The sequence below is a fragment of the Polaromonas sp. JS666 genome, assembly GCF_900103405.1.
Taxonomy (GTDB): Bacteria; Pseudomonadota; Gammaproteobacteria; order Burkholderiales; family Burkholderiaceae_C; genus Polaromonas.
Window position 1 is genome coordinate 14413 of record NZ_FNHX01000013.1, and the last position, 17726, is coordinate 32138.

General features: G+C 66.8%; 14 protein-coding genes. 8 read left to right on the forward strand and 6 right to left on the reverse strand.

The window, feature by feature from the left end; genetic code table 11:
- Positions 1-26: 26 nt before the first annotated feature.
- The gene (locus BLQ85_RS21455) at positions 27-2168 is read right to left on the reverse strand and encodes a sensor histidine kinase (RefSeq protein WP_074580000.1); all 2142 of its coding nucleotides are present in this window, start codon (positions 2166-2168) and stop codon (positions 27-29) included.
- Positions 2165-2890 carry a response regulator transcription factor gene (locus tag BLQ85_RS21460; RefSeq protein WP_074580001.1) on the reverse strand — a complete coding sequence of 242 codons (726 nt, stop codon included), beginning with the start codon at positions 2888-2890 and terminating at the stop codon, positions 2165-2167. Before BLQ85_RS21460 ends, BLQ85_RS21455 begins: the two co-directional genes overlap by 4 nt.
- Positions 2891-3100: 210 nt before the next feature.
- Between BLQ85_RS21460 and BLQ85_RS21465 the strand changes: the two genes are divergently transcribed.
- Together BLQ85_RS21465 and BLQ85_RS21470 are read left to right on the forward strand one after the other, a co-directional pair.
- On the forward strand, positions 3101-4384 hold the full coding sequence (locus BLQ85_RS21465; protein WP_074580002.1) for an SPFH domain-containing protein: 1284 nt from the start codon (positions 3101-3103) through the stop codon (positions 4382-4384).
- A complete protein-coding gene (locus BLQ85_RS21470) occupies positions 4384-5805 on the forward strand; it encodes a hypothetical protein (RefSeq protein ID WP_074580003.1) in 1422 nt (473 codons plus the stop codon). Before BLQ85_RS21465 ends, BLQ85_RS21470 begins: the two co-directional genes overlap by 1 nt.
- Here the strand turns inward: BLQ85_RS21470 and BLQ85_RS21475 are convergent.
- Together BLQ85_RS21475 and BLQ85_RS21480 are read right to left on the reverse strand one after the other, a co-directional pair.
- A complete protein-coding gene (locus BLQ85_RS21475) occupies positions 5802-6638 on the reverse strand; it encodes a creatininase family protein (protein ID WP_074580004.1) in 837 nt (278 codons plus the stop codon). The two genes, BLQ85_RS21470 and BLQ85_RS21475, sit on opposite strands and share 4 nt — an antisense overlap.
- A gap of 28 nt (positions 6639-6666) precedes the next feature.
- Positions 6667-8253 carry a B12-binding domain-containing radical SAM protein gene (locus tag BLQ85_RS21480; protein WP_074580005.1) on the reverse strand — a complete coding sequence of 529 codons (1587 nt, stop codon included), beginning with the start codon at positions 8251-8253 and terminating at the stop codon, positions 6667-6669.
- A gap of 103 nt (positions 8254-8356) precedes the next feature.
- Here BLQ85_RS21480 and BLQ85_RS21485 point away from each other — a divergent pair, with 103 nt between their 5' ends.
- The 5 genes from BLQ85_RS21485 (at position 8357) to BLQ85_RS21505 (ending at position 13991) form a co-directional block, all read left to right on the forward strand.
- Positions 8357-10543, forward strand: coding sequence for a protein-disulfide reductase DsbD family protein (locus BLQ85_RS21485; protein ID WP_074580006.1), 2187 nt, complete (start codon positions 8357-8359; stop codon positions 10541-10543).
- Positions 10544-10589: 46 nt separating this feature from the next.
- Positions 10590-11246, forward strand: coding sequence for a thioredoxin family protein (locus BLQ85_RS21490; RefSeq protein WP_175456169.1), 657 nt, complete (start codon positions 10590-10592; stop codon positions 11244-11246).
- A gap of 19 nt (positions 11247-11265) precedes the next feature.
- Positions 11266-11730 (forward strand): CoA-binding protein, encoded by a 465-nt coding sequence (locus BLQ85_RS21495; RefSeq protein WP_074580007.1) that lies wholly within the window; start codon positions 11266-11268, stop codon positions 11728-11730.
- 74 nt (positions 11731-11804) lie between these two features.
- On the forward strand, positions 11805-12587 hold the full coding sequence (locus BLQ85_RS21500; protein ID WP_083336948.1) for a hypothetical protein: 783 nt from the start codon (positions 11805-11807) through the stop codon (positions 12585-12587).
- A 72-nt stretch (positions 12588-12659) separates the two neighbouring features.
- Positions 12660-13991 carry a class I SAM-dependent methyltransferase gene (locus BLQ85_RS21505; protein WP_074580008.1) on the forward strand — a complete coding sequence of 444 codons (1332 nt, stop codon included), beginning with the start codon at positions 12660-12662 and terminating at the stop codon, positions 13989-13991.
- Between the two features lie 9 nt (positions 13992-14000).
- Here the strand turns inward: BLQ85_RS21505 and BLQ85_RS21510 are convergent, their stop codons facing one another.
- The gene (locus tag BLQ85_RS21510) at positions 14001-14300 is read right to left on the reverse strand and encodes an RNA recognition motif domain-containing protein (RefSeq protein WP_074580009.1); all 300 of its coding nucleotides are present in this window, start codon (positions 14298-14300) and stop codon (positions 14001-14003) included.
- Between the two features lie 528 nt (positions 14301-14828).
- On the opposite strand from BLQ85_RS21510, the gene BLQ85_RS21515 reads away from it, so the two are divergent.
- Complete coding sequence (locus BLQ85_RS21515) at positions 14829-17333, forward strand: GGDEF and EAL domain-containing protein (RefSeq protein WP_074580010.1); 2505 nt, start codon at positions 14829-14831, stop codon at positions 17331-17333.
- Here the strand turns inward: BLQ85_RS21515 and BLQ85_RS21520 are convergent.
- Positions 17314-17670 carry an aminoacyl-tRNA synthetase gene (locus BLQ85_RS21520; protein ID WP_074580011.1) on the reverse strand — a complete coding sequence of 119 codons (357 nt, stop codon included), beginning with the start codon at positions 17668-17670 and terminating at the stop codon, positions 17314-17316. The genes BLQ85_RS21515 and BLQ85_RS21520 overlap by 20 nt on opposite strands.
- Positions 17671-17726 lie beyond the last annotated feature (56 nt).

Here is a 17726-nt window from a genome sequence, read left to right on the forward strand (position 1 = left end):
TACCGCCCGCTGGAGGCTTTTGACTTTCAGGCCACTGCACACTGCAGGCGCAGTTCCAGGCACACACCATCGTCCAGGTTGCGCGCGGTGATGGTGCCGCCCATCTTGGCCATATAGGTCTTGGCGACAAACAGGCCCTGGCCGCGCTGGCCCGGCGCGCCGGCATCGGTGTCGGGCAGGTCGGACACGCCGTACTCAAAAATCTTGTCCAGCATGCCGGCGTCTATCCGCGGGCCCAGGTTGCTGATGGCGATCAGCGCTTCGGGCGCCGTGGCGCCTTCCCGCGCCTGCAGGGACAGCGTGATGCGGATCAGGCTGCCGGGCCGGCGGTAACGCTCGGCATTGCGCAGCACATGCGAGACCACGTCTTCCAGCGAATATTCGTCGGCGCGCACCGTGACCGGCTGGGCCAGGGGCTCAAAAGCCACGCCGGGAATGCCGGCCGCCGCGGCGTTGCGCGCTACGTGGCGCAGGAACTCATTGGCGTCCAGGGTCTGCACATTGAGCGCGGTGGATTCAAACGCCTCGCTGGGCGAGGCGCTGCCGTAGAGCACACGCACCGCCTGCTGCATGCGGCTGATGTAGCGGTGCGCCGGGTCGTCGGCGCTGCCGTGCAGCACCATCAGCGACTGCAGCGGCGACATGATTTCATGGCCCACCGCATGCCAGGTGTCTTTTTCCTGGGCCACGCGTATCTGCTCGCGCCGCACGTCTTCGTTCACGCGCTGCAGCAGGTCCTGCAGGCCACCGGCCAGCACGCCCAGCTCGTCGCCGCCGCGCAGGTCGGCCAGGTCCACCGCCGCCAGGCCGTCGCTGGCGCGAACGCCCTTGGAAACGGTGGCGGCACGGCGGGTCAGCTCGGTGATGCGGTGGATGATGCGCAGCTCGATCGCCAGCCAGGTCGCGAAGATGGCCAGCAGCATGCCGCCCACAAACCAGGACACGCGGGTGGCCACGGCCGTGAGGGCTTTGTTGACCGTGCGGATGTCACCGGTCAGCGTGAGTTCATAGCGCCCCAGCGGCGTGCTGATGATGTCGGTGCTGGTGACGGGCGCGTCGTAGCCCTCGACCTGCAGCCGGCGGATCAGCCAGGCGATCAGCGGCGAGGCGCGCTCGGCGGCCTCGGCGCCGGACAGCGCCACGATGTCTTTGCCGGCGCCGCCCGCGCCCAGCTTGCGTATGCGCAGCTTTTCGCCGGGCAGCAGCAAGGGGCTCAGCTCGGCCCAGGAAAAAGGCGCGGTGGCGCCCGCGGCATTGCTGTCGAACAGCGGCTTGCCCTCGCCGGGGGCCAGCATTTCCACCTGCACCTTGATCTGGTCCAGGTCGGCCGGCGGCCAGACGATGCCGGCCGGGCCCTTGGCAAACAGTGCCTCACGAAACAGCTCCACCGGCAGGCGCACGCTGACAAAGGCGCGCCGCGCGCAATCCGGGCCGGCCGCCGGCGCGCCGTCCACGCAGCGGCCGTCCTGCCAGAGCCAGCCGCGGAAATCGCGCACCGGCCGGCTGGCCGGCGTGATCGGGCCGTCGTCGGCAAAACCCACGAGCCGCCCCCGGGTGTTGGCAAAGGGCGAGGCGTTGCGGCCCTCATCGACGGCCTGCATGGCCTGGAAAGGCGCGATCCAGCGGTAGCGCTGGCCGCGCATGTCGACCGTGATGCGCGCGCGATGCGCCAGGCTCAGATCCAGCGTGCCCGAGCTGTGCGACACCAGCGGCCCGCTGTTGAAGCTGCCGACGGCGTAGAGGAAACCGCCGGCAAAAGGGTTGTTGCCCACGGCCACGCACATCGAGGCCGCATCGGGGTATTGCACCAGGCAGCCGGCCATTTCCACCGCCTGCTGGGCCTTGTTGCGGTCGTCAAAGTCAAGGGCCGAAAACGGCAGCACCAGTGGGCGCAGCGGCGTGACCTCATGGTCGTAGGCCGTGGGGTTGAGCAGCACCAGCTGGCCCGTGGGATGGCGCAGCTTGGCCGCGATCTGCGCCTGGTTCTTGCGAAAGCCGTCCTGGTAGTTGCGGTAGCTACGCTCTTTTTCGTCCTGCAGCACGGCGATGGCCAGCGCGACGGTGGCCAGCCCCAGCAGCAAAAAAGCGCCGCGAAAGAAAACCCGCAGGCCGAAGGGCACGCGCGCCGGCAACAGGCGCTCGACGTCCAGCCCGGCCGGCAGCTTCACGCCCGGCCCTTGCCGCGCGGGGCGGTGTCGGCCTCGGCCCAGCGAAAGCCGCGCATGGGTACATTTTCAATGCCCTCGAAGGCCGCGTCGATTTCCTTGAAGGCGTCGCGTATGGTGCTCACGTGCTTGCGGATGTTGTCGCGGTTGCGGCCGCTTTTGACCACCTGGTAGAGGTCTTCGTAGCTGACCACCTCGCCGCGGCGCGCATGCAGGGCCGCCAGGATGCGCTGCGCCGTCAGCGGCAGGTTCACGCGCTGGCCGCGCCAGATGGCGGTGTTCTGGCGCAGCGGGTCCAGTTGCAGCTCCTGGCCGTCCGCCGCAGGCGCCTTGCCCGCGGGGTTTGCCTTGGCACTGCGCAGGATGTCCAGGAAGGTTTCGATGAAGTCGGCTTCCTCAAACGTGGTTTTTTGCAGGTAGTCCCAGGCGTCCAGGGCTTTCATGATGCTGCGGTAGATGGCGGCCGGCATGGCCGAGACCACCAGCACCGGCGTGCCCTGCCGCTGCTTGTTGATGGCGTTGATGATGGCCACGCCGGCATGGCGTTCGCGCCCCAGTTCGATGTCCAGCACCACCGCGTCGTAGCCCTCGCGGGCGACGGCGGCTTCGGCGTCGTCGCGGCTAAACCACTGGTCGACCTGTATGCCAGGCCGGGCCGATTCAATCCAGCCCCTGAGCTGGTTGCTCATAGGCAAGTCGTCTTCGATGACGGCGATTTTGGTCATGGGGAGTGCGAAGTAAAGCGGTGGCCTGATTATGGGTGCGGGCCGGCCCCAGCCGTGTGAGTGTTTCTTCCGTTGGCGGATGAATGCCGCCGCCCAAGCGCGCAAAGACACCGCGCAGGCGCATTGAATGCTCCGGGCCCGCTTCGAACAATGGAGGCCAGAGAGAACGCAACCCGCGCCTCTCGCCAAACCAGACCGGAGGAGCCCGTCATGAACCCACGTTTTAGCCGCATCGCCCTGCGCATACGCGCCATCTTTTCCAGGGGGGTGCACGGCACCCGCCGTATCGCCGCCACGGGCCTGCGCCGCGCCGCCAGTGCCAGCGGCCTGATGATCGCCACCGCCGCGGCAGGCGCAGCCGGCTACCTGCTGTGGGTGCACCCACCGCTGGAATCCGTGGCGCGCGGCGACGTGGCCATACGCACCAACCAGCTGACCGGCGGGGTCGACGAATTCCGCGAAGGCTCGCTGCTGCTGCTGCCCGGCCTGCACGAGCTGCGCACCTTCTCGCTGCGCGACCAGGTGTATCGCCCCGAAGGCAGCAGCCGCGCCGACGGCCCCTCACCCTTCCAGTCGGTGGAAGGCATGTCGCTGGGCGTGGACCTCACGGTGCGTTATGCGCTGGACCCGGCCCGGGTCAACGCCCTCTCGAAAAACCTGCCCGACGACATCGCCGGCCAGATCGTGCAGCCCGCCGTGCAGGGCGTGATCTACAAGACCTTCACCCGCTACACCGTGCGGGAAATTTTCTCGAGCAAGCGCGCCGAAATCCAGCAACTCATCGAAGCCGAACTCAAACCCAAGCTCGCGGCCGACGGCATCCTGTTGCGCAGCGTGCAGATGGGCAAGGTGGACCTGCCCGCCGACTACCGCCAGGGCATGGACAAGCTGCTGGCCGAGGAGCTTGCAACCGAAAAAATGCGCTACACCCTGGCCTTGAAGGAAAAGCGCGTCAAGGAAACCGAGCTGGACGCGATGGCCGAAAAAGTGCGCCGCGAGACCAATGCGCAGGCCGCCGCCAACGAACAGGTGATCGCGGCCAGGGCGCAAGAGGAAGCCATGAAACATGTGCTGCCCTTCAAGCAGAAACAGATAGAGCAGCGCCAGCTCGAAGCCGAAGCGGAGAAACAGTCGCGCATACGCACGGCTGAAGGCAGCGCCCAGGCGCGGCGCATCGAGGCCGCGGGCGAGGCCGATTCGCGGCAGAAACTGGCGGACGCCGAAGCCTACCGGCTGGACCGCGTGGGCAAGATCAACAGCGAGCAGATGGCGCGTGAGGGCGTGCTGGTCACACGGCACCCGCTGCTGATCCAGAAAACCATGGCCGACAAACTCAGCGACAAGATCACCGTGATCATCGCCCCGCCCTCCACCAGCGGCGGCTTTGTGGGTGCGGGCCTGCTGGGCGGCACGCCCAAGTCCGGCCGCAACGTGGCGCAAGCGCCGCGCGATGCCGGCACGCAAGACAACGACAACAAGGAAGAGGCCGAATAATGATCACCACCGCACTCCTGACCCTGGCCATCGTGACGCAGGACCAGGCCAGCCTGCGCGCCGCGCCGCGCGACTCGGCCGCGCAGCAGGCGGCGCTGTGGCAGGGCGACGCGCTCGAGATACGCGGCCAGCGCATGGACTACCTGCAGGTTTACGACCACAGGCGCGAGCGCGCGGGTTTTATCCACGTGAGCCAGGTGCGCACCGTCTCGCTGCAGCCCGAGGAAGCGCCGCAGCTGCTCTCGGTGGTGCGCTTTCTGCGCGAAAGCCCGGGCGCCGAGGCTTTGGGCATTGCCTACACTGCCGCCTACCTCAAGGCCGCGCCGGCCGAGGCCATAGGCGCGGAAACCTTCGACGCACTGGGCACCATGGCTGAGCGCCTGGCGCGCCGCGCCTCCATGAAACACGGCAAGGCGACCAGCGACGTGATTTCCGCCCACATGGAAGTGGCCTCTTTTTACGGCGTAGGCTTCAAGGGTTATGAGCAGGGCGGCAGCATGCAGCTTTGCTACAACGGCGAGGCCTTTCGCCGTGTGCTGGCCCTGCCCTCCGACGCCGGGCAGCGCGCCCGCGCCGCCCTGGCCCTGACTCGCCCCGACTGCATGAGCCCCGACCTGCACCCGCAGGAACGCCTGGCGCAGGACCAGTGGCGCGCCGAGGTGCTGGACAAGCTCAGCGCCGCGCAGTTTGCGAGCCTGCCCGAAGTCAGCAAAAACCGTTTGCGCCTGCGCCGCGCCGGCGTGTTGGCCAGCCTGGCCTTTGAGCAGGCGCGCCGCGGCGAAGCGCCCACGGCCGCGGCCCAGCGCGCGCTCGCGGAACTCGCGGCGGTGAACAAGCTGGAACTGACTGACAACGACAGGCAGGACTACAACGACGCGGCGATCCGTGTGGGCGCATCGCGCTGGGCCGCCGAAACCGCCTTGCCCCGTTTTGCGAAACTGACGCTGGCCACCGAAGCCGGCCAGGCCGGCGAAACCTGCGTGGCGCTGTATGAAAACAAGGCTGACGGCAAACCCGGCAAGGAGGCCGTGGCCAGGCGCTGCACCTACGGCATTGTGTGGGCCGCATCGGCGAGCGCCCATCCCGACGGCCAGGCCCTGGCGCTCGCGGTACAGCCGCTGGACGCCTGGCGCGAGCTGTGGGTGTTTCGCAAAAGCGCCGGCAAGTGGACGGTTGAAGTGCTGCCACCGGCCAGCAACGGCCCCGAATTGGGTTATGTGGAATTCGCCGGCTGGGTGCGCGGCGCGCCGCACATGCTGCTGGCCCGCGAGACCCGCATCGCCGGTCGCCTGCGCCGCAATTTTGAGGTGGCGCGCCTGGACACCTTGACGACCGAGAAGCAGGCCGGCGACCTGGGCACACTGGCCGCCTTCCGCTGGCAGGATGCCGCATGGAAGCGGCAGACAGTGATCCTGCGTTAAAACGCGGTCTTGCTGCTCAGGGTATCAGCCGGCAGCTGGTCCATCTCCACCAGCAGTTGCGCCAGGCTGCGGCCCGCCGCGCCCAGCAGGGCGCGGCCTTTTTCAGCGGTGGCGGCGGCCGCATTGCCCACCGCGCCGTTCGGGTTGTAGTCCTGCATCTGCCAGGCCAGCTTGGCACTGCGGCCGTCACCCAGGAGCTTGAATTTTTGGGCGCGGTCCTGTGAGCTCGAATGAAAGTCTTGCGCCTTGGCCATGTCGACCTGCTCCGGCTTGAGCGCCAGCATCATGGAGGTTTCAATCTCGCCGGCATGGATGCCGAAGCGATGCTCCTCGGCGCTGAACAAATCGTTGACCGATTTGCCGTCTTCAGCCAGCAGCGGCAGGTTGAACCAGTTCACGCTGTAGACCAGCATGCCCAGCCGGGCCCGCAGGTCGCGCGCCACTACATCGAGCAAGCCGATCTGGCCGCCATGCGAATTGAGCAGCACCAGCTTTTTGACACCTGTCTGCGCGACCGACTCCGCCAGTTCGGTCCAGAGCCGTATCACCGTTTCGGCCTTGAGTGTCAGTGTGCCCGCAAAACGCGTGTGCTCGGGGCTGAAGCCCACGGCCTGGGTGGGCAAAAACAGGATGGGCTGCGCGGCCGGCAGGTGCGGCAAGGCGGCTTCAATCACACCCTCGACCAGCGTCGCATCCACGTTCAGCGGCAGGTGCGGGCCGTGCTGCTCTGTCGCGGCCACCGGCAGTACCGCGATGCAGCGGGCCAGGTCCACCCCTGCGAAATCGGGGCTTTTGAGGCTGGACCAGAAGCGGGGAGGAGTTGAGATGGACATGGGGGTATTTTGAGCTATTTACGAGAGATCAAGCCGCCGCGGCAGCCTTCTGGATCTCTTCCTTGTGCCCGGCCTGCTGCCCCAGATGTCGTCCCTGCCGCTCGGCACCGTGCCGGCCGGCCCGCGGTGGCGACGCCATGCGCAACGCGCCCAAGGTCTCGGCCAGGCAAAAGGGCCTTCCGCGCGCGCCGCCGGCCAGGTAGTCGGCCAGCAGCGCGCCACGTACATCTTCCGCAGCCAGCCCGCGCACGGCCGTCAGGTGCTCAAACAGCAGGTCCACCAGTTTCTCGAGCGCAAACTCATGGGTCTTGCCCGTGGTCAACCAAAGCCAGTCGCTGAAGCGCAAAAAGTTGCCAAACGCCGAGCCAGGCGCCAGCAGCAGCTCCAGCCCACGCGCGAAGCGGCCGGAATTCGCAACCATCTCCCAGTAGCGCGCAAAACGGTTGATGCGCTGCATGGTGGCAAAGTCGATGGTGGAGTTTTGCAGGATCGTGTACGGCGTCTGCGGGTCGTAGGCCATGGCGAATTCCGCCGTGTGCCTGGTGATGGGGGTGCCGCGCAGGCGCTTGAGGATGCCGAACTGGATCTCGTGCGGCGCCAGTTCGTAGAGACGGTCAAAACCGTCGGCAAAACTTTCCAAAGTTTCGCCGGGCAGGCCGAAGATCAGGTCAGCGTGCACATGGGCCCGGCTTTCCTTCACCAGCCAGCGCAGGTTGTCGGCGGTTTTGGCATTGTCCTGCTTGCGCGAGATGCGCTGCTGCACCTCGGGATTAAAGCTCTGGATGCCGACCTCAAACTGCAGCGAGCCGGCCGGGAACTGCGCGATCAAGGCCTTGAGGCGCTCGGGCAGGCTGTCGGGCACCACTTCAAAATGCACAAACAAATCGGGCGCCATGCGGTCGAGGAAGAACTGCAGGATGCGCACCGAGTTCTCGACTTTCAAGTTGAAGGTGCGGTCGACAAACTTGAAATTGCGCGCGCCACGCTGGTACAGCGCATCCATTTCCGCCATGAAGACGTCCAGGTCAAAAGCCCAGGCGGTTTTGTCGAGCGAGCTCAGGCAGAACTCGCATTTGAAGGGGCAGCCGCGCGAGGCCTCGACATACAGCAGGCGTTTGGCCAGGTCTTCAGCGCTGTAGTCGCCGTAAGGCAGGGCCAGCGCCTCCAGCGGCGGCTGTTCGCCGGCAATCACCTTCATCAGCGGCTGCGGGCCGTCGAGCAGCGCGCGGCACAGCTTGGGAAAACTCACATCGCCCCAGCCGGTGACCACATGGTCGGCCAGGCGGCAGATTTCCTGCTGTTCAGTCTCGTAACTGATCTCGGGCCCGCCCAGCACGATCTTGATATCCGGCCGCAAGGCCTTGAGCAGGCGCACCACCTGGGTGGTTTCGACCACATTCCATATATAGATGCCCAGGCCTATGACCTCGGGCTGCAGCGCCAGCAGCTCCTCGACGATCTGCGTGGGCCGCTGCTGGATCACGAATTCGCGCAGCTGCGTGGCTTCGCGCAGGCCGGGCCCGCCATGCCTGTCCATATTCGCCAGCAGGTAGCGCAGGCCCAGGGAGGCGTGGATGTACTTCGCATTCAGGGTGGCGAGGACAATACGGGGCATGACCCTATTATCGGAGTTGGCTCTGAAAACAGCTGTAATCGGGTGGCCGGCGCTGGCCGCCCCTCAGGAACTAATGCCCCCAAGGCCCGCTCACACCCGCACCATGCATTCCAAGCGTCCCCTGTTCGCCGCTCTGACCGCTACGCTTTTGATAGCGTTCAGCGCCATGTCCACAGCGGCCAGCGCCCAGAACACACCTTTGAACCTGCCGGGCAAAAGCAGCCGCGGCGCGGCCGCCAGCGTGGTCACGACCGAGCAGGTGCGGGCCGAACTGCTGGCCTGGGCGCCTCAGGGCGTGGAGCCGGGCAAGCCGGTCTGGGTGGGCCTGCAGCTCACGCACCAGCCCGAGTGGCACACTTATTGGAAGAACTCAGGCGATTCGGGCCTGCCCACGCAGCTTGACTGGCAGCTACCGGCCGGCATTGACGCGGGCGAGATCGCCTGGCCGACACCAAAAAAAATCCCGATCGGCACGCTGGCCAACTACGGCTATGAAAAAACCGTACTGCTGCCGGTGCCGCTGACGGTGGCGCCCAGCTTTGCCGGCAACCAGCTTGAGGTCAAACTCAAGGCGGCCTGGCTGGTGTGCCGCAAGGAATGCATTCCGCAAGAGGGCGAGTTCGCACTGAGCATCCCGGTGCGCAGCTCGACGGCCGCCAGCAGCCAGCTGTTCCAGGACACTTTTGCCGCCACGCCCAAGCCGCTGGCGGCCGGCGCCAGCCAGGTGGAGGTCGGCGGCGGCAAGTCCATCAGGATTTCCCTGGCCGGCCTGCCCGCTGCATTGCAGGGCAAGACACTGGCGCTGTATCCCGAAACCGGCAGCGTGATCGAACCCGCGGCCGCCTGGCAGCAGGCCTGGCAGGGCGCGGTCTGGACGGCCGAGGTGCCTTTGTCGACCCAGCGCAGCGAAAGCCCGGCCAGCATGCCGCTGGTGGTGGCCCTGGAAAACGTGGCCTACCGCATAGACGCGCCGGTCAAAGGCAACTGGCCCGCGCCGGCGGCCGCCGCCGTGGTGCCGCCCGCCCTCGAGGCGGCCCTGCGCGCCAATGCCGCGACCGGCGCCGCGCCGGTGCAGGCCGGCGGCACGCCGCCCGTGGGCCTGTTCGCCGCGCTGCTGGGCGCCCTGCTGGGCGGGCTGGTGCTCAACCTCATGCCCTGCGTGTTCCCGGTGCTGGCCATCAAGGTCGTGGGTTTTGTGCAGGTGAAAGACGCCGCCACACGGCTGACAACCGGCCTGGCCTATACCGTGGGCGTGGTGCTGTCCTTCCTGGCGCTGGGCGCGCTGCTGCTGGGCCTGCGCGCCGCGGGCGAGCAGCTGGGCTGGGGCTTCCAGCTGCAGAACCCGGCGGTGGTCGCGCTGATGGCGGCGCTGTTCACGCTGCTGGGCCTGAACCTCGCGGGCCTGTTTGAATTCGGCAATGTGCTGCCGGGCCGGCTCGCAGGCTGGCAGGCGAAAAATCCCACGGTCAATGCGTTTTTGTCGGGCGTGCTGGCCACGGCGATCGCCTCGCCCTGCACCGCGCCTTTCATGGGCGCCTCGCTGGGTTATGCGGTGGGCCTGCCGGCCCTGCAGGCGCTGTCGGTGTTCGCGGCCATAGGCGTGGGCATGGCCATTCCCTACCTGGCGGCCAGCGCCATCCCGGCCGTCGCGCGCGTGCTGCCGCGCCCCGGCCCCTGGATGCTGACCTTCAAGCAGTTGATGGCCTTTCCGATGTTCGCCACCGTGGCCTGGCTGGTCTGGGTGCTGGGCCAGCAAAGCGGGGTGGACGGCGCGGGCGCGCTGCTGGCCCTGCTGGTGTTGATGGCGCTGGTGATCTGGGCTTTCACCTTGCGCGGCACGGCGCGCACGCTGCTGGCGGCTTTTTCCATCGCGCTGGGCGCGCTGGGCCTGTGGGCCGTGGGCCCGAATATCACGCGGCCTGTGGCCGTGGCTTCGGCCGCGCCGCTTGCCGGCGGCTGGCAGGCCTGGGAGCCGGGCCGGGTTGACCAGCTTGCCGCGCAAGGGCAAAGTGTGTTCGTCGACTTCACCGCCGCCTGGTGCGTGACCTGCCAGTACAACAAAAAGACCACGCTGGCCAATGCCGCGGTGCTGGCCGACATCCAGGCCAAAAACGTGGCGCTGCTGCGCGCCGACTGGACGCGGCGCGACCCGGCCGTGACGGCGGCGCTGGCCCAGCTGGGCCGCAACGGTGTGCCGGTGTATGTGATCTACAAGCCCGGCCGCGCGCCCGTCGTGCTGTCGGAGATTTTGTCGGTCGATGATGTGAGGGCCGAGCTGGCCAAACTGTGAGATCTTGCTGTTCCCGCCATTGATTTCTTCGCCAAGGAGTTCAAGCATGTCGAATCGCACCCCCGCTGTTTCACCGTTGACCCGCCGGCAGTTTTCCGGCGCCCTGGCCGCCGCGCCCTGGCTGGCCTCGGCCGCGTTTTCTGCGCAGGCCGCGACGGCCGCCGTGGGCCAGGCGGCACCCGATTTCTCCGCCGTGGACACCGCCGGCAAAACCCACCGCCTCAGTGACTACAAGGGCAAGCTGGTGGTGCTGGAATGGACCAACCCGGGCTGCCCCTTTGTGCGCAAGCACTACAGCGGCAATATGCAAAGCCTGCAAAAAGAGTTCACGGCCAAGGGCGTGGTCTGGCTGGCGGTCAATTCCACCGAAGCCGGCAGCGGCGACTACCTGGCACCGGCCAAACTCGCCGGCTGGATGGCCGAAAAACAAGGCCAGCCCAGCGCCACGCTGATGGATGAATCGGGCCAGGTGGGCCAGCTCTACGGCGCCAAGACCACGCCGCATATGTACATCATCAGCCCGCAAGGCCAGCTGCTGTATGCGGGCGGCATAGACAGCATCCCTTCGGCCCGCGTGGACGACATCAAGACCGCCACCAACTACGTGCGCCAGGGCCTCACGGAAGCGCTGGGCGGCAAGCCACTGAGCGTGGCGAGCAGCCGCGCCTACGGCTGCTCCGTCAAGTACAAGGACGCGGCCTAAACCGCCGCCGGGCATCTTTATGACCACACTCCCCCCCGCCGAGCGCATGCCGCACATCCTCAAGCACTACCGCAACATCGCGGTGGTGGGCTTGTCACCGCAGCCGCACCGCGCGAGTTTTGACGTGGCGCGCTACATGCAGGCCAACGGCTACCGCATCATCCCGGTGAACCCGAACGCCACCGAGGTGCTGGGTGAAAAAGCCTACCCTTCGCTGCGCGAAGCCGCGCGCCACGAAAACATCGAGCTGGTGAACTGCTTTCGCAACAGCGAGGACATTCCGCCCGTGGTCGACGAGGCCATCGCCATAGGCGCCAAGGCCGTCTGGATGCAGCTGGGCATCAGCAACCCGGCCGCGGCGGCCAAGGCCGAGGCCGCCGGCCTGCTGGTGGTGCAGGACCACTGCATCAAGATAGACCACCGGGTGCTGCAGTCGCGCGGCCTGCTGGATACGGCGGCCCGCACGGGCGCGGCTTCGGCCTGAGCTTGCGCTTGCCTTCGGTCAAGGCCCGGGAAAGCCAGGCTTGCGCGGCCGCGCATCGCCGCTGAAAATGCGCCATGTCCCTGCGCACGGCCCCCATCCTCACTTCCACTTTCGCCGTTCCGCCTTCGTTTTCCCCCTTCTTGCGCCCTTCCCTGCTGCTGGCCGCCGCGGCGCTGGCCGGCTGCGCCAGCGATGCGCCCACCCACAAAGGCGAAGCCCAGGCCGCGCCCATGGCCGCCGCCGAGGTCGGCCAGTCGGACGCGAACCGCATGGCCACGCTGGGCATGCGCGACAACATTGAAAGCCTGCTGCGCCTGGCCGACAAGCTCTACCGGCGCAACCCGGCCGAATGGCGCAAGACCAGCGCCGTCAGCCGCGATGCGGCCCTGGCCCAGCTGCGCGTGGCGGTCGACACGCGCACGCCCTGGCCGGAGCTGCAGGGCAAGCGCGACATCGCCGCGCTGTCGCTGGCCCTGGGCCCGGACTTCAAGGGCGACCGCGTGGCCGCCTTTATTTATGCCAGCGCCGACATGGTGGTCACGGCCCACGGCGGCAAGACGTCCTTCTACCTGACCGACAGCCTGGACGCGCAGTACATCTACAACGCCGCGCGCAACATCGAGATCGCCGTGTGGATGCTGTCCAACCGCCGCAATGCCGCCGGCCAGCCCCTGCTGCTGGCCGACGAGATCACCGAGCGTGAACGCAACCTGAGTTTTGAACGCGAGTTCGGCAAGGTCATAGGCCGGCTGGATTTGCTGTCGTCGGTGCTGACCGAGAAATACCGGCGTGCGGTGATTACCTACGTACAGAACTTGCTAGGCGGTACCTTCCTGCAATTCCTACCCGTGAGGTAGGCTCACGCCCGTCTCGGCGCATCTCGTGCCACCGTAGACAATAGCGGTTTGCCGTCCATTTCCGGAAATTCCATGCCCGATAACTACCTGTCCGAGGTCAGAAACCAGTACGAAGCCCTGCCTTATCCGGCCTGCAATCCGCAGGACGAGCACAAGCGCCTGGTGCTGACCTGGCTGGAAGACCTGCCCATGGTCAACCACTACTGCTTTGCCGGAAAGCAGTCTTTCCAGAAGGGCTTCCGCGCGCTGGTGGCCGGCGGCGGCACGGGTGACGCGACGATTTTCCTGGCCGAGCAGCTGCGCCACACCGACGCGCAAATCGTGCACCTGGACATGAGCCAGGCCAGCATTGCGCTGGCCAAAGAGCGCGCGCAGATTCGTGGGCTCAGCAACATCCGCTGGGTGCACGATTCGCTGCTGAACCTGCCGGCATTGGCCGCGCAGCTGGGCAGCTTCGACTACATCAACTGCAGCGGCGTGCTGCACCACTTGGCCGACCCCGACCTGGGATTCAAGGCGCTGCAAAGCGTGCTCAAGCCGGACGGCGCCATCGGGCTCATGGTCTATGCCACCACGGGCCGCATCGGCGTCTACCAGATGCAGGCGCTGATGCGCCTGGTCAACGGCGGCGAGACGGACGCGCAGCGCAAGATCGCCAACACCCGCGACATCCTGGCCAGCCTGCCGCCCGGCAACTGGTTCAAGCGCAGCGAAGACCTGCACCACGACCACAAGGCCGGCGACGCCGGTATTTACGACTTGCTGCTGCATTCGCAGGACCGTTCGTACAGCGTGGGCGAACTCTTCGACTGGCTGGGCGAGGGCGCGGCGGGCGGGAAACAAGGCCACGGCCTGCACCTGGCCTTCAGCGACGTGCAGCGCGGCCGCTCACCCTACCTGCCGCACATGGTGCTGGGCAGCAAGCCGCCGGCCATGGCCGCGGCGCTGCGCAAGCTGCCGCTGCGCCGGCAGTATGAAATGGCCGAGCTGATGGGCGGCAGCATCATCACACATTCGCTGTACCTGACGCGCAACGCGGCCTGCAGCGCGCCCTATGGCGACACCGACTACGTGCCTTTTTTCTACCACGAGCCTTTGACCGGCGAAATCGCCTCCCAGGTTTTCGGCAACAGCCGCGGCCAGCCCTTCATGCTCAGGCACCAGCACTCGGGCGTGTCCGTAACGGTCAATCCCGGCAAGTACGGCGCGAAAATCCTCGCGCTGATAGACGGCCGCCGCAGCTTCGGCGAGATCTTCGAGCAGTTCCGCGCGGCCTGGCAGGGCAAGGCGGCGGCGCCCGACAATGCCGCGCTGTTCGCCGACTTCGCCGAATCCTATGAGACGCTCAACGCGCTGGAGCGCCTGCTGCTCAGGCATGTTTCGGTCGCCGCGGCCGCGACATAAACAAAGGCCCTAAGCGGCGGAGCTCCACAGGTCCGCGCTCGCGGAGGGAGGCTGCTCAGCCAGCAAATCCACGACCACCACCAGCTCACCGCCGAAGCGGCCTATGCCCAGGCCGCTCATGAGCTTTTGCTCCTCTTCCTCTGAGGCCATGCGCACAAAACACAGGGCCTGCTGCTTGCCGGCATGGGCGGCCGGCAGGACGTTGACCTGCCTGACCGAACCGAAGCGGGCGCACAGGCTCCTCAAGGCGGTTTCCAGGGTGGCGATGTCGGGGCATTGCTGCAACTGCTCGAGTTCTGGGGGGCTCATGGGTCCTTGCCTGGAATAAAAAATACGGGAACAACGGGAAGACGGCGTCGATAGCGCCGGGAGGTGGTGCAGCATGAAGGGGGATGCGGGCACCCCTCGTGGGGAGCCTGCGATCCACAGCGTAGGACAAAACCGTGTGCAGGTAAGTGACGGAACGTTTTGCAACGCTTTATCGCCAACACTTGCAAATCTCGCGGTGAAAACCACGGCGCCATGCCTCAGCATGTTCTATTGAATCCAAGAACCTGTTCACGGCCTAAACGGAGCCGCGCAAGCCCCTTCTCGGGATGGGGTGCAAGGCGCGGTGCGACGCCCATAGCACAGCTATGGGTTAGCGCCGCAACGCCGCAGACCGCCCGAGAAGGCGCTTGCCCTCCGGGTTGGGGTGAAATCGGGCGATTGAGCCACCCAGGCCCTTGCATGGGCATCAGCCCATGCGGCGTGCCCGGTCGGCCCACTCATCCCGATTGCACCCCAACGCGGCCCCGTTTAGGCCGTGAACAGGTTCTAGAAAGCAGGTGCTCGCCCGTGTCCGTTTCCGCTCCCAACCTGGCGCCCGCCTTCGCGCTGCATGTGCTGCCGCATTCCGGCGCCGACCGGCTCGCCCGGCTGGCGGCCCGCGCCTGCGGCGCACCGATTGCCCTCGTCGCCGCCCTTGAAAACGGTGAAGCCAGCTTCATCGCGGGCACCGGTTTTTCCGCGCAGGAGCGCGAGGGCCTGCTCGCGCTGTGCGGCGCCAGCCTCGAAACGCCGCCGCGCCAGCCGCTGCTGCCGGCGCGCTGCGCGCCCGAGATCGCCTTTTACCGCAGCCTGCCGCTGAGCCGGGAAGACGGCACCCTGCTGGGCGTGCTGGTGGTCATGGACAAGGCGGCACGCACACTCAGCCCCGACCAGGAGGAAGACCTGGAGACCCTGGCCGGCCTGGCCGTTGCCCAGCTCGATGCGCCACACACCCAGGCACTGCGGCAGACCGGGGAAGACGCCCAGCGCCTGGCCACGCGCCTGGGCATCACGCTGGAGAGCATCACCGAGGGTTTTTACACGCTGGACCCGCAGTGGCGCTTCAGCTACCTGAACCGCGAGGGCGCGCGCCTGCTGGGCCGGCCGCCCACGGAATTGCTGGGCAAAAGCATCTGGAAGGAGTTTCCGGGCGCCATCAACACCCTGTTCTCCGAAAAGGTGCGCGCGGCGGTGGCGGGCAACTACCAGGTGGAGTTCGAGGCCCTGTATGCGCCGCTGGACAAATGGTTCGAGATACGCGCCTACCCCTTTCCCGACGGGCTGGCGATCTACTTTCGCGACGTCAGCGAGCGGCGCAAGGCGCGCGAGCAGCTCATGCTGCTGGAGACCAGCATCTCGCGGCTCAACGACATCGTGCTGATCGCCGAGGCCGTTCCCTCGGGCCGGCCCGGGCTGCGCATCATCTTCGCCAACAACGCCTTCGAGCAGCACACGGGTTACAGCCTGGCCGAGGCGCTGGGCCATTCGCCGCGCCTGCTGTGCGGGCCGCTGACGCAGCACGGCGAGCTCGAGCGCATACGCAACGCCTTCCAGAAGGGCGAGCCGGTGCAGGCCGAACTCATCACCTACAAAAAGAACGGCCGGCATTTCTGGATGGAGGTCGACATCGTGCCGGTGGCCGACGATGCCGGCGTTTTTTTCACCCACTGGGTGGCGGTGGGGCGCGACATCACGCGGCGCAAGGTGGCGGAAAGCGAGATCAAGCACCTGGCTTTTTACGACCCGCTGACCCAGCTGCCCAACCGCCAGCTGCTGATGGACAGGCTGGACAAGGCGCTGGTCCACAACCGCCGCCATCCGCGCGAAGGCGCGCTGATGTTCATAGACCTGGACAACTTCAAGACACTCAACGACACCATGGGCCACCAAAAGGGCGACCTGCTGCTGCAGCAGGTGGCCAAGCGCCTGGCGGCCTGCGTGCGCCAGACCGACACGGTGGCGCGCCTGGGCGGCGACGAGTTTGTGGTGATGCTGGAAGACCTGGGCCAGGACCCGCGCGAGGCGACCGTGAAAGCCGAGACCGTGAGCGGGCAGATCCTGGCCGCGCTCAGCGAGCCCTACAGCCTGGCGGGCTACCAGCACTACAGCACCTGCAGCATAGGCGTGACCGCCTTCAACCAGACGCTCAACAACATCGGTGACCTGCTCAAGCAGGCCGACCTGGCCATGTACCAGGCCAAGATGGCCGGGCGCAACACGGTCTGCTTCTTCAACCCGGCCATGCAGGCCGCGGTGACCGCCAGCGCCGCGCTGCAGTCGGACCTGCGGCGCGGCCTGCGCGAAAAGCAGTTCCTGCTGTACTACCAGCCGCAGGTCGGCCGCGACGGCCGCATGACCGGCGTGGAGGCCCTGCTGCGCTGGCACCACGGCGATCGCGGGCTGGTGCAGCCCGCCGAGTTCATCCCGGCGGCCGAGGAGGCTGGGCTCATTTTGCCGCTGGGCCAGTGGGCGCTGGAGACCGCCTGCCGCCAGCTCGCGGCCTGGGCCCAGCGCCCCGAAACCGCGGCGCTGAGCATCGCGGTCAACGTCAGCGTGCGGCAGTTCCGCCACCCGGAATTCGTCGACCTGGTGATGGCCGCGCTGAAAGAAACCCAGGTCAGCCCGCACAAGCTCAAGCTGGAGCTGACCGAAAGCCTGCTGGCCGAGGACATGGAAATCACCATCACCAAGATGGCCAGGCTCAAGAAGATGGGCGTAACCCTGTCACTCGACGATTTCGGCATGGGTTATTCGTCGCTCTCCTGCCTCAAGCGCCTGCCGCTGGACCAACTCAAGATCGACAAGTCCTTCGTCGAGGACATACTGCGCGACCCCAACGACGCGGCCATCGCGCGCACCATCATCGGCCTGGCGCAAAGCCTGGGGCTGGGCGTGGTGGCCGAGGGCGTGGAAACCGAGGCGCAGCGCGACTTTTTGTCGCGCCACGGCTGCGACTGCTACCAGGGCTACCTGTTCTGCAAGCCGCTGCCGATAGACGAGCTGGAAGCCTTTATCAAGACGCTGCGCATGTGACGGCGGGCGCGGCTTTGTGGTGTTCCAGTCGGAAGATCACTTCCTTGACGATGCCGTACATCAGGGCCCGGTCGCGACTCGGGTGGTCGGAAAACTGCACATGGGTGGCACCCAGGGTCGCGCCTTCGCCGTCAAACCCCACGCTGATGCCGTGGGCCGCCAGCAGCGGCCCGCAGGCCGCCCAGTCGCGCGTCCACTGCGGCAGCGCCTGGGCGCTGTCCCAGAGCGTGCCCGCGCTTTCATAACATTCCTCGATGTGCGTGTGGCCCAGCAATTGCGCCAGGTGCCGCTCCTTGGCGATGCAGCTGCGGAAATACTCCTGGTCGTTCATGCGCATGGAATGCTCCTGGAAAGCCCTTGCGGCCATGGTAAATCCGAACCGGCCGGGAGACC

Bases quoted from the DNA above. Each gene is read 5' to 3' on its own strand.
- BLQ85_RS21475 (WP_074580004.1), bottom strand. From the start codon at position 6,638: ATGTCCATCTCAACTCCTCCCCGCTTCTGGTCCAGCCTCAAAAGCCCC.
- BLQ85_RS21460 (WP_074580001.1), bottom strand. From the start codon at position 2,890: ATGACCAAAATCGCCGTCATCGAAGACGACTTGCCTATGAGCAACCAG.
- BLQ85_RS21505 (WP_074580008.1), top strand. From the start codon at position 12,660: ATGCCCGATAACTACCTGTCCGAGGTCAGAAACCAGTACGAAGCCCTG.
- BLQ85_RS21500 (WP_083336948.1), top strand. From the start codon at position 11,805: ATGTCCCTGCGCACGGCCCCCATCCTCACTTCCACTTTCGCCGTTCCG.
- BLQ85_RS21465 (WP_074580002.1), top strand. From the start codon at position 3,101: ATGAACCCACGTTTTAGCCGCATCGCCCTGCGCATACGCGCCATCTTT.
- BLQ85_RS21520 (WP_074580011.1), bottom strand. From the start codon at position 17,670: ATGCGCATGAACGACCAGGAGTATTTCCGCAGCTGCATCGCCAAGGAG.
- BLQ85_RS21490 (WP_175456169.1), top strand. From the start codon at position 10,590: ATGTCGAATCGCACCCCCGCTGTTTCACCGTTGACCCGCCGGCAGTTT.
- BLQ85_RS21480 (WP_074580005.1), bottom strand. From the start codon at position 8,253: ATGCCCCGTATTGTCCTCGCCACCCTGAATGCGAAGTACATCCACGCC.
- BLQ85_RS21495 (WP_074580007.1), top strand. From the start codon at position 11,266: ATGACCACACTCCCCCCCGCCGAGCGCATGCCGCACATCCTCAAGCAC.
- BLQ85_RS21510 (WP_074580009.1), bottom strand. From the start codon at position 14,300: ATGAGCCCCCCAGAACTCGAGCAGTTGCAGCAATGCCCCGACATCGCC.
- BLQ85_RS21485 (WP_074580006.1), top strand. From the start codon at position 8,357: ATGCATTCCAAGCGTCCCCTGTTCGCCGCTCTGACCGCTACGCTTTTG.
- BLQ85_RS21470 (WP_074580003.1), top strand. From the start codon at position 4,384: ATGATCACCACCGCACTCCTGACCCTGGCCATCGTGACGCAGGACCAG.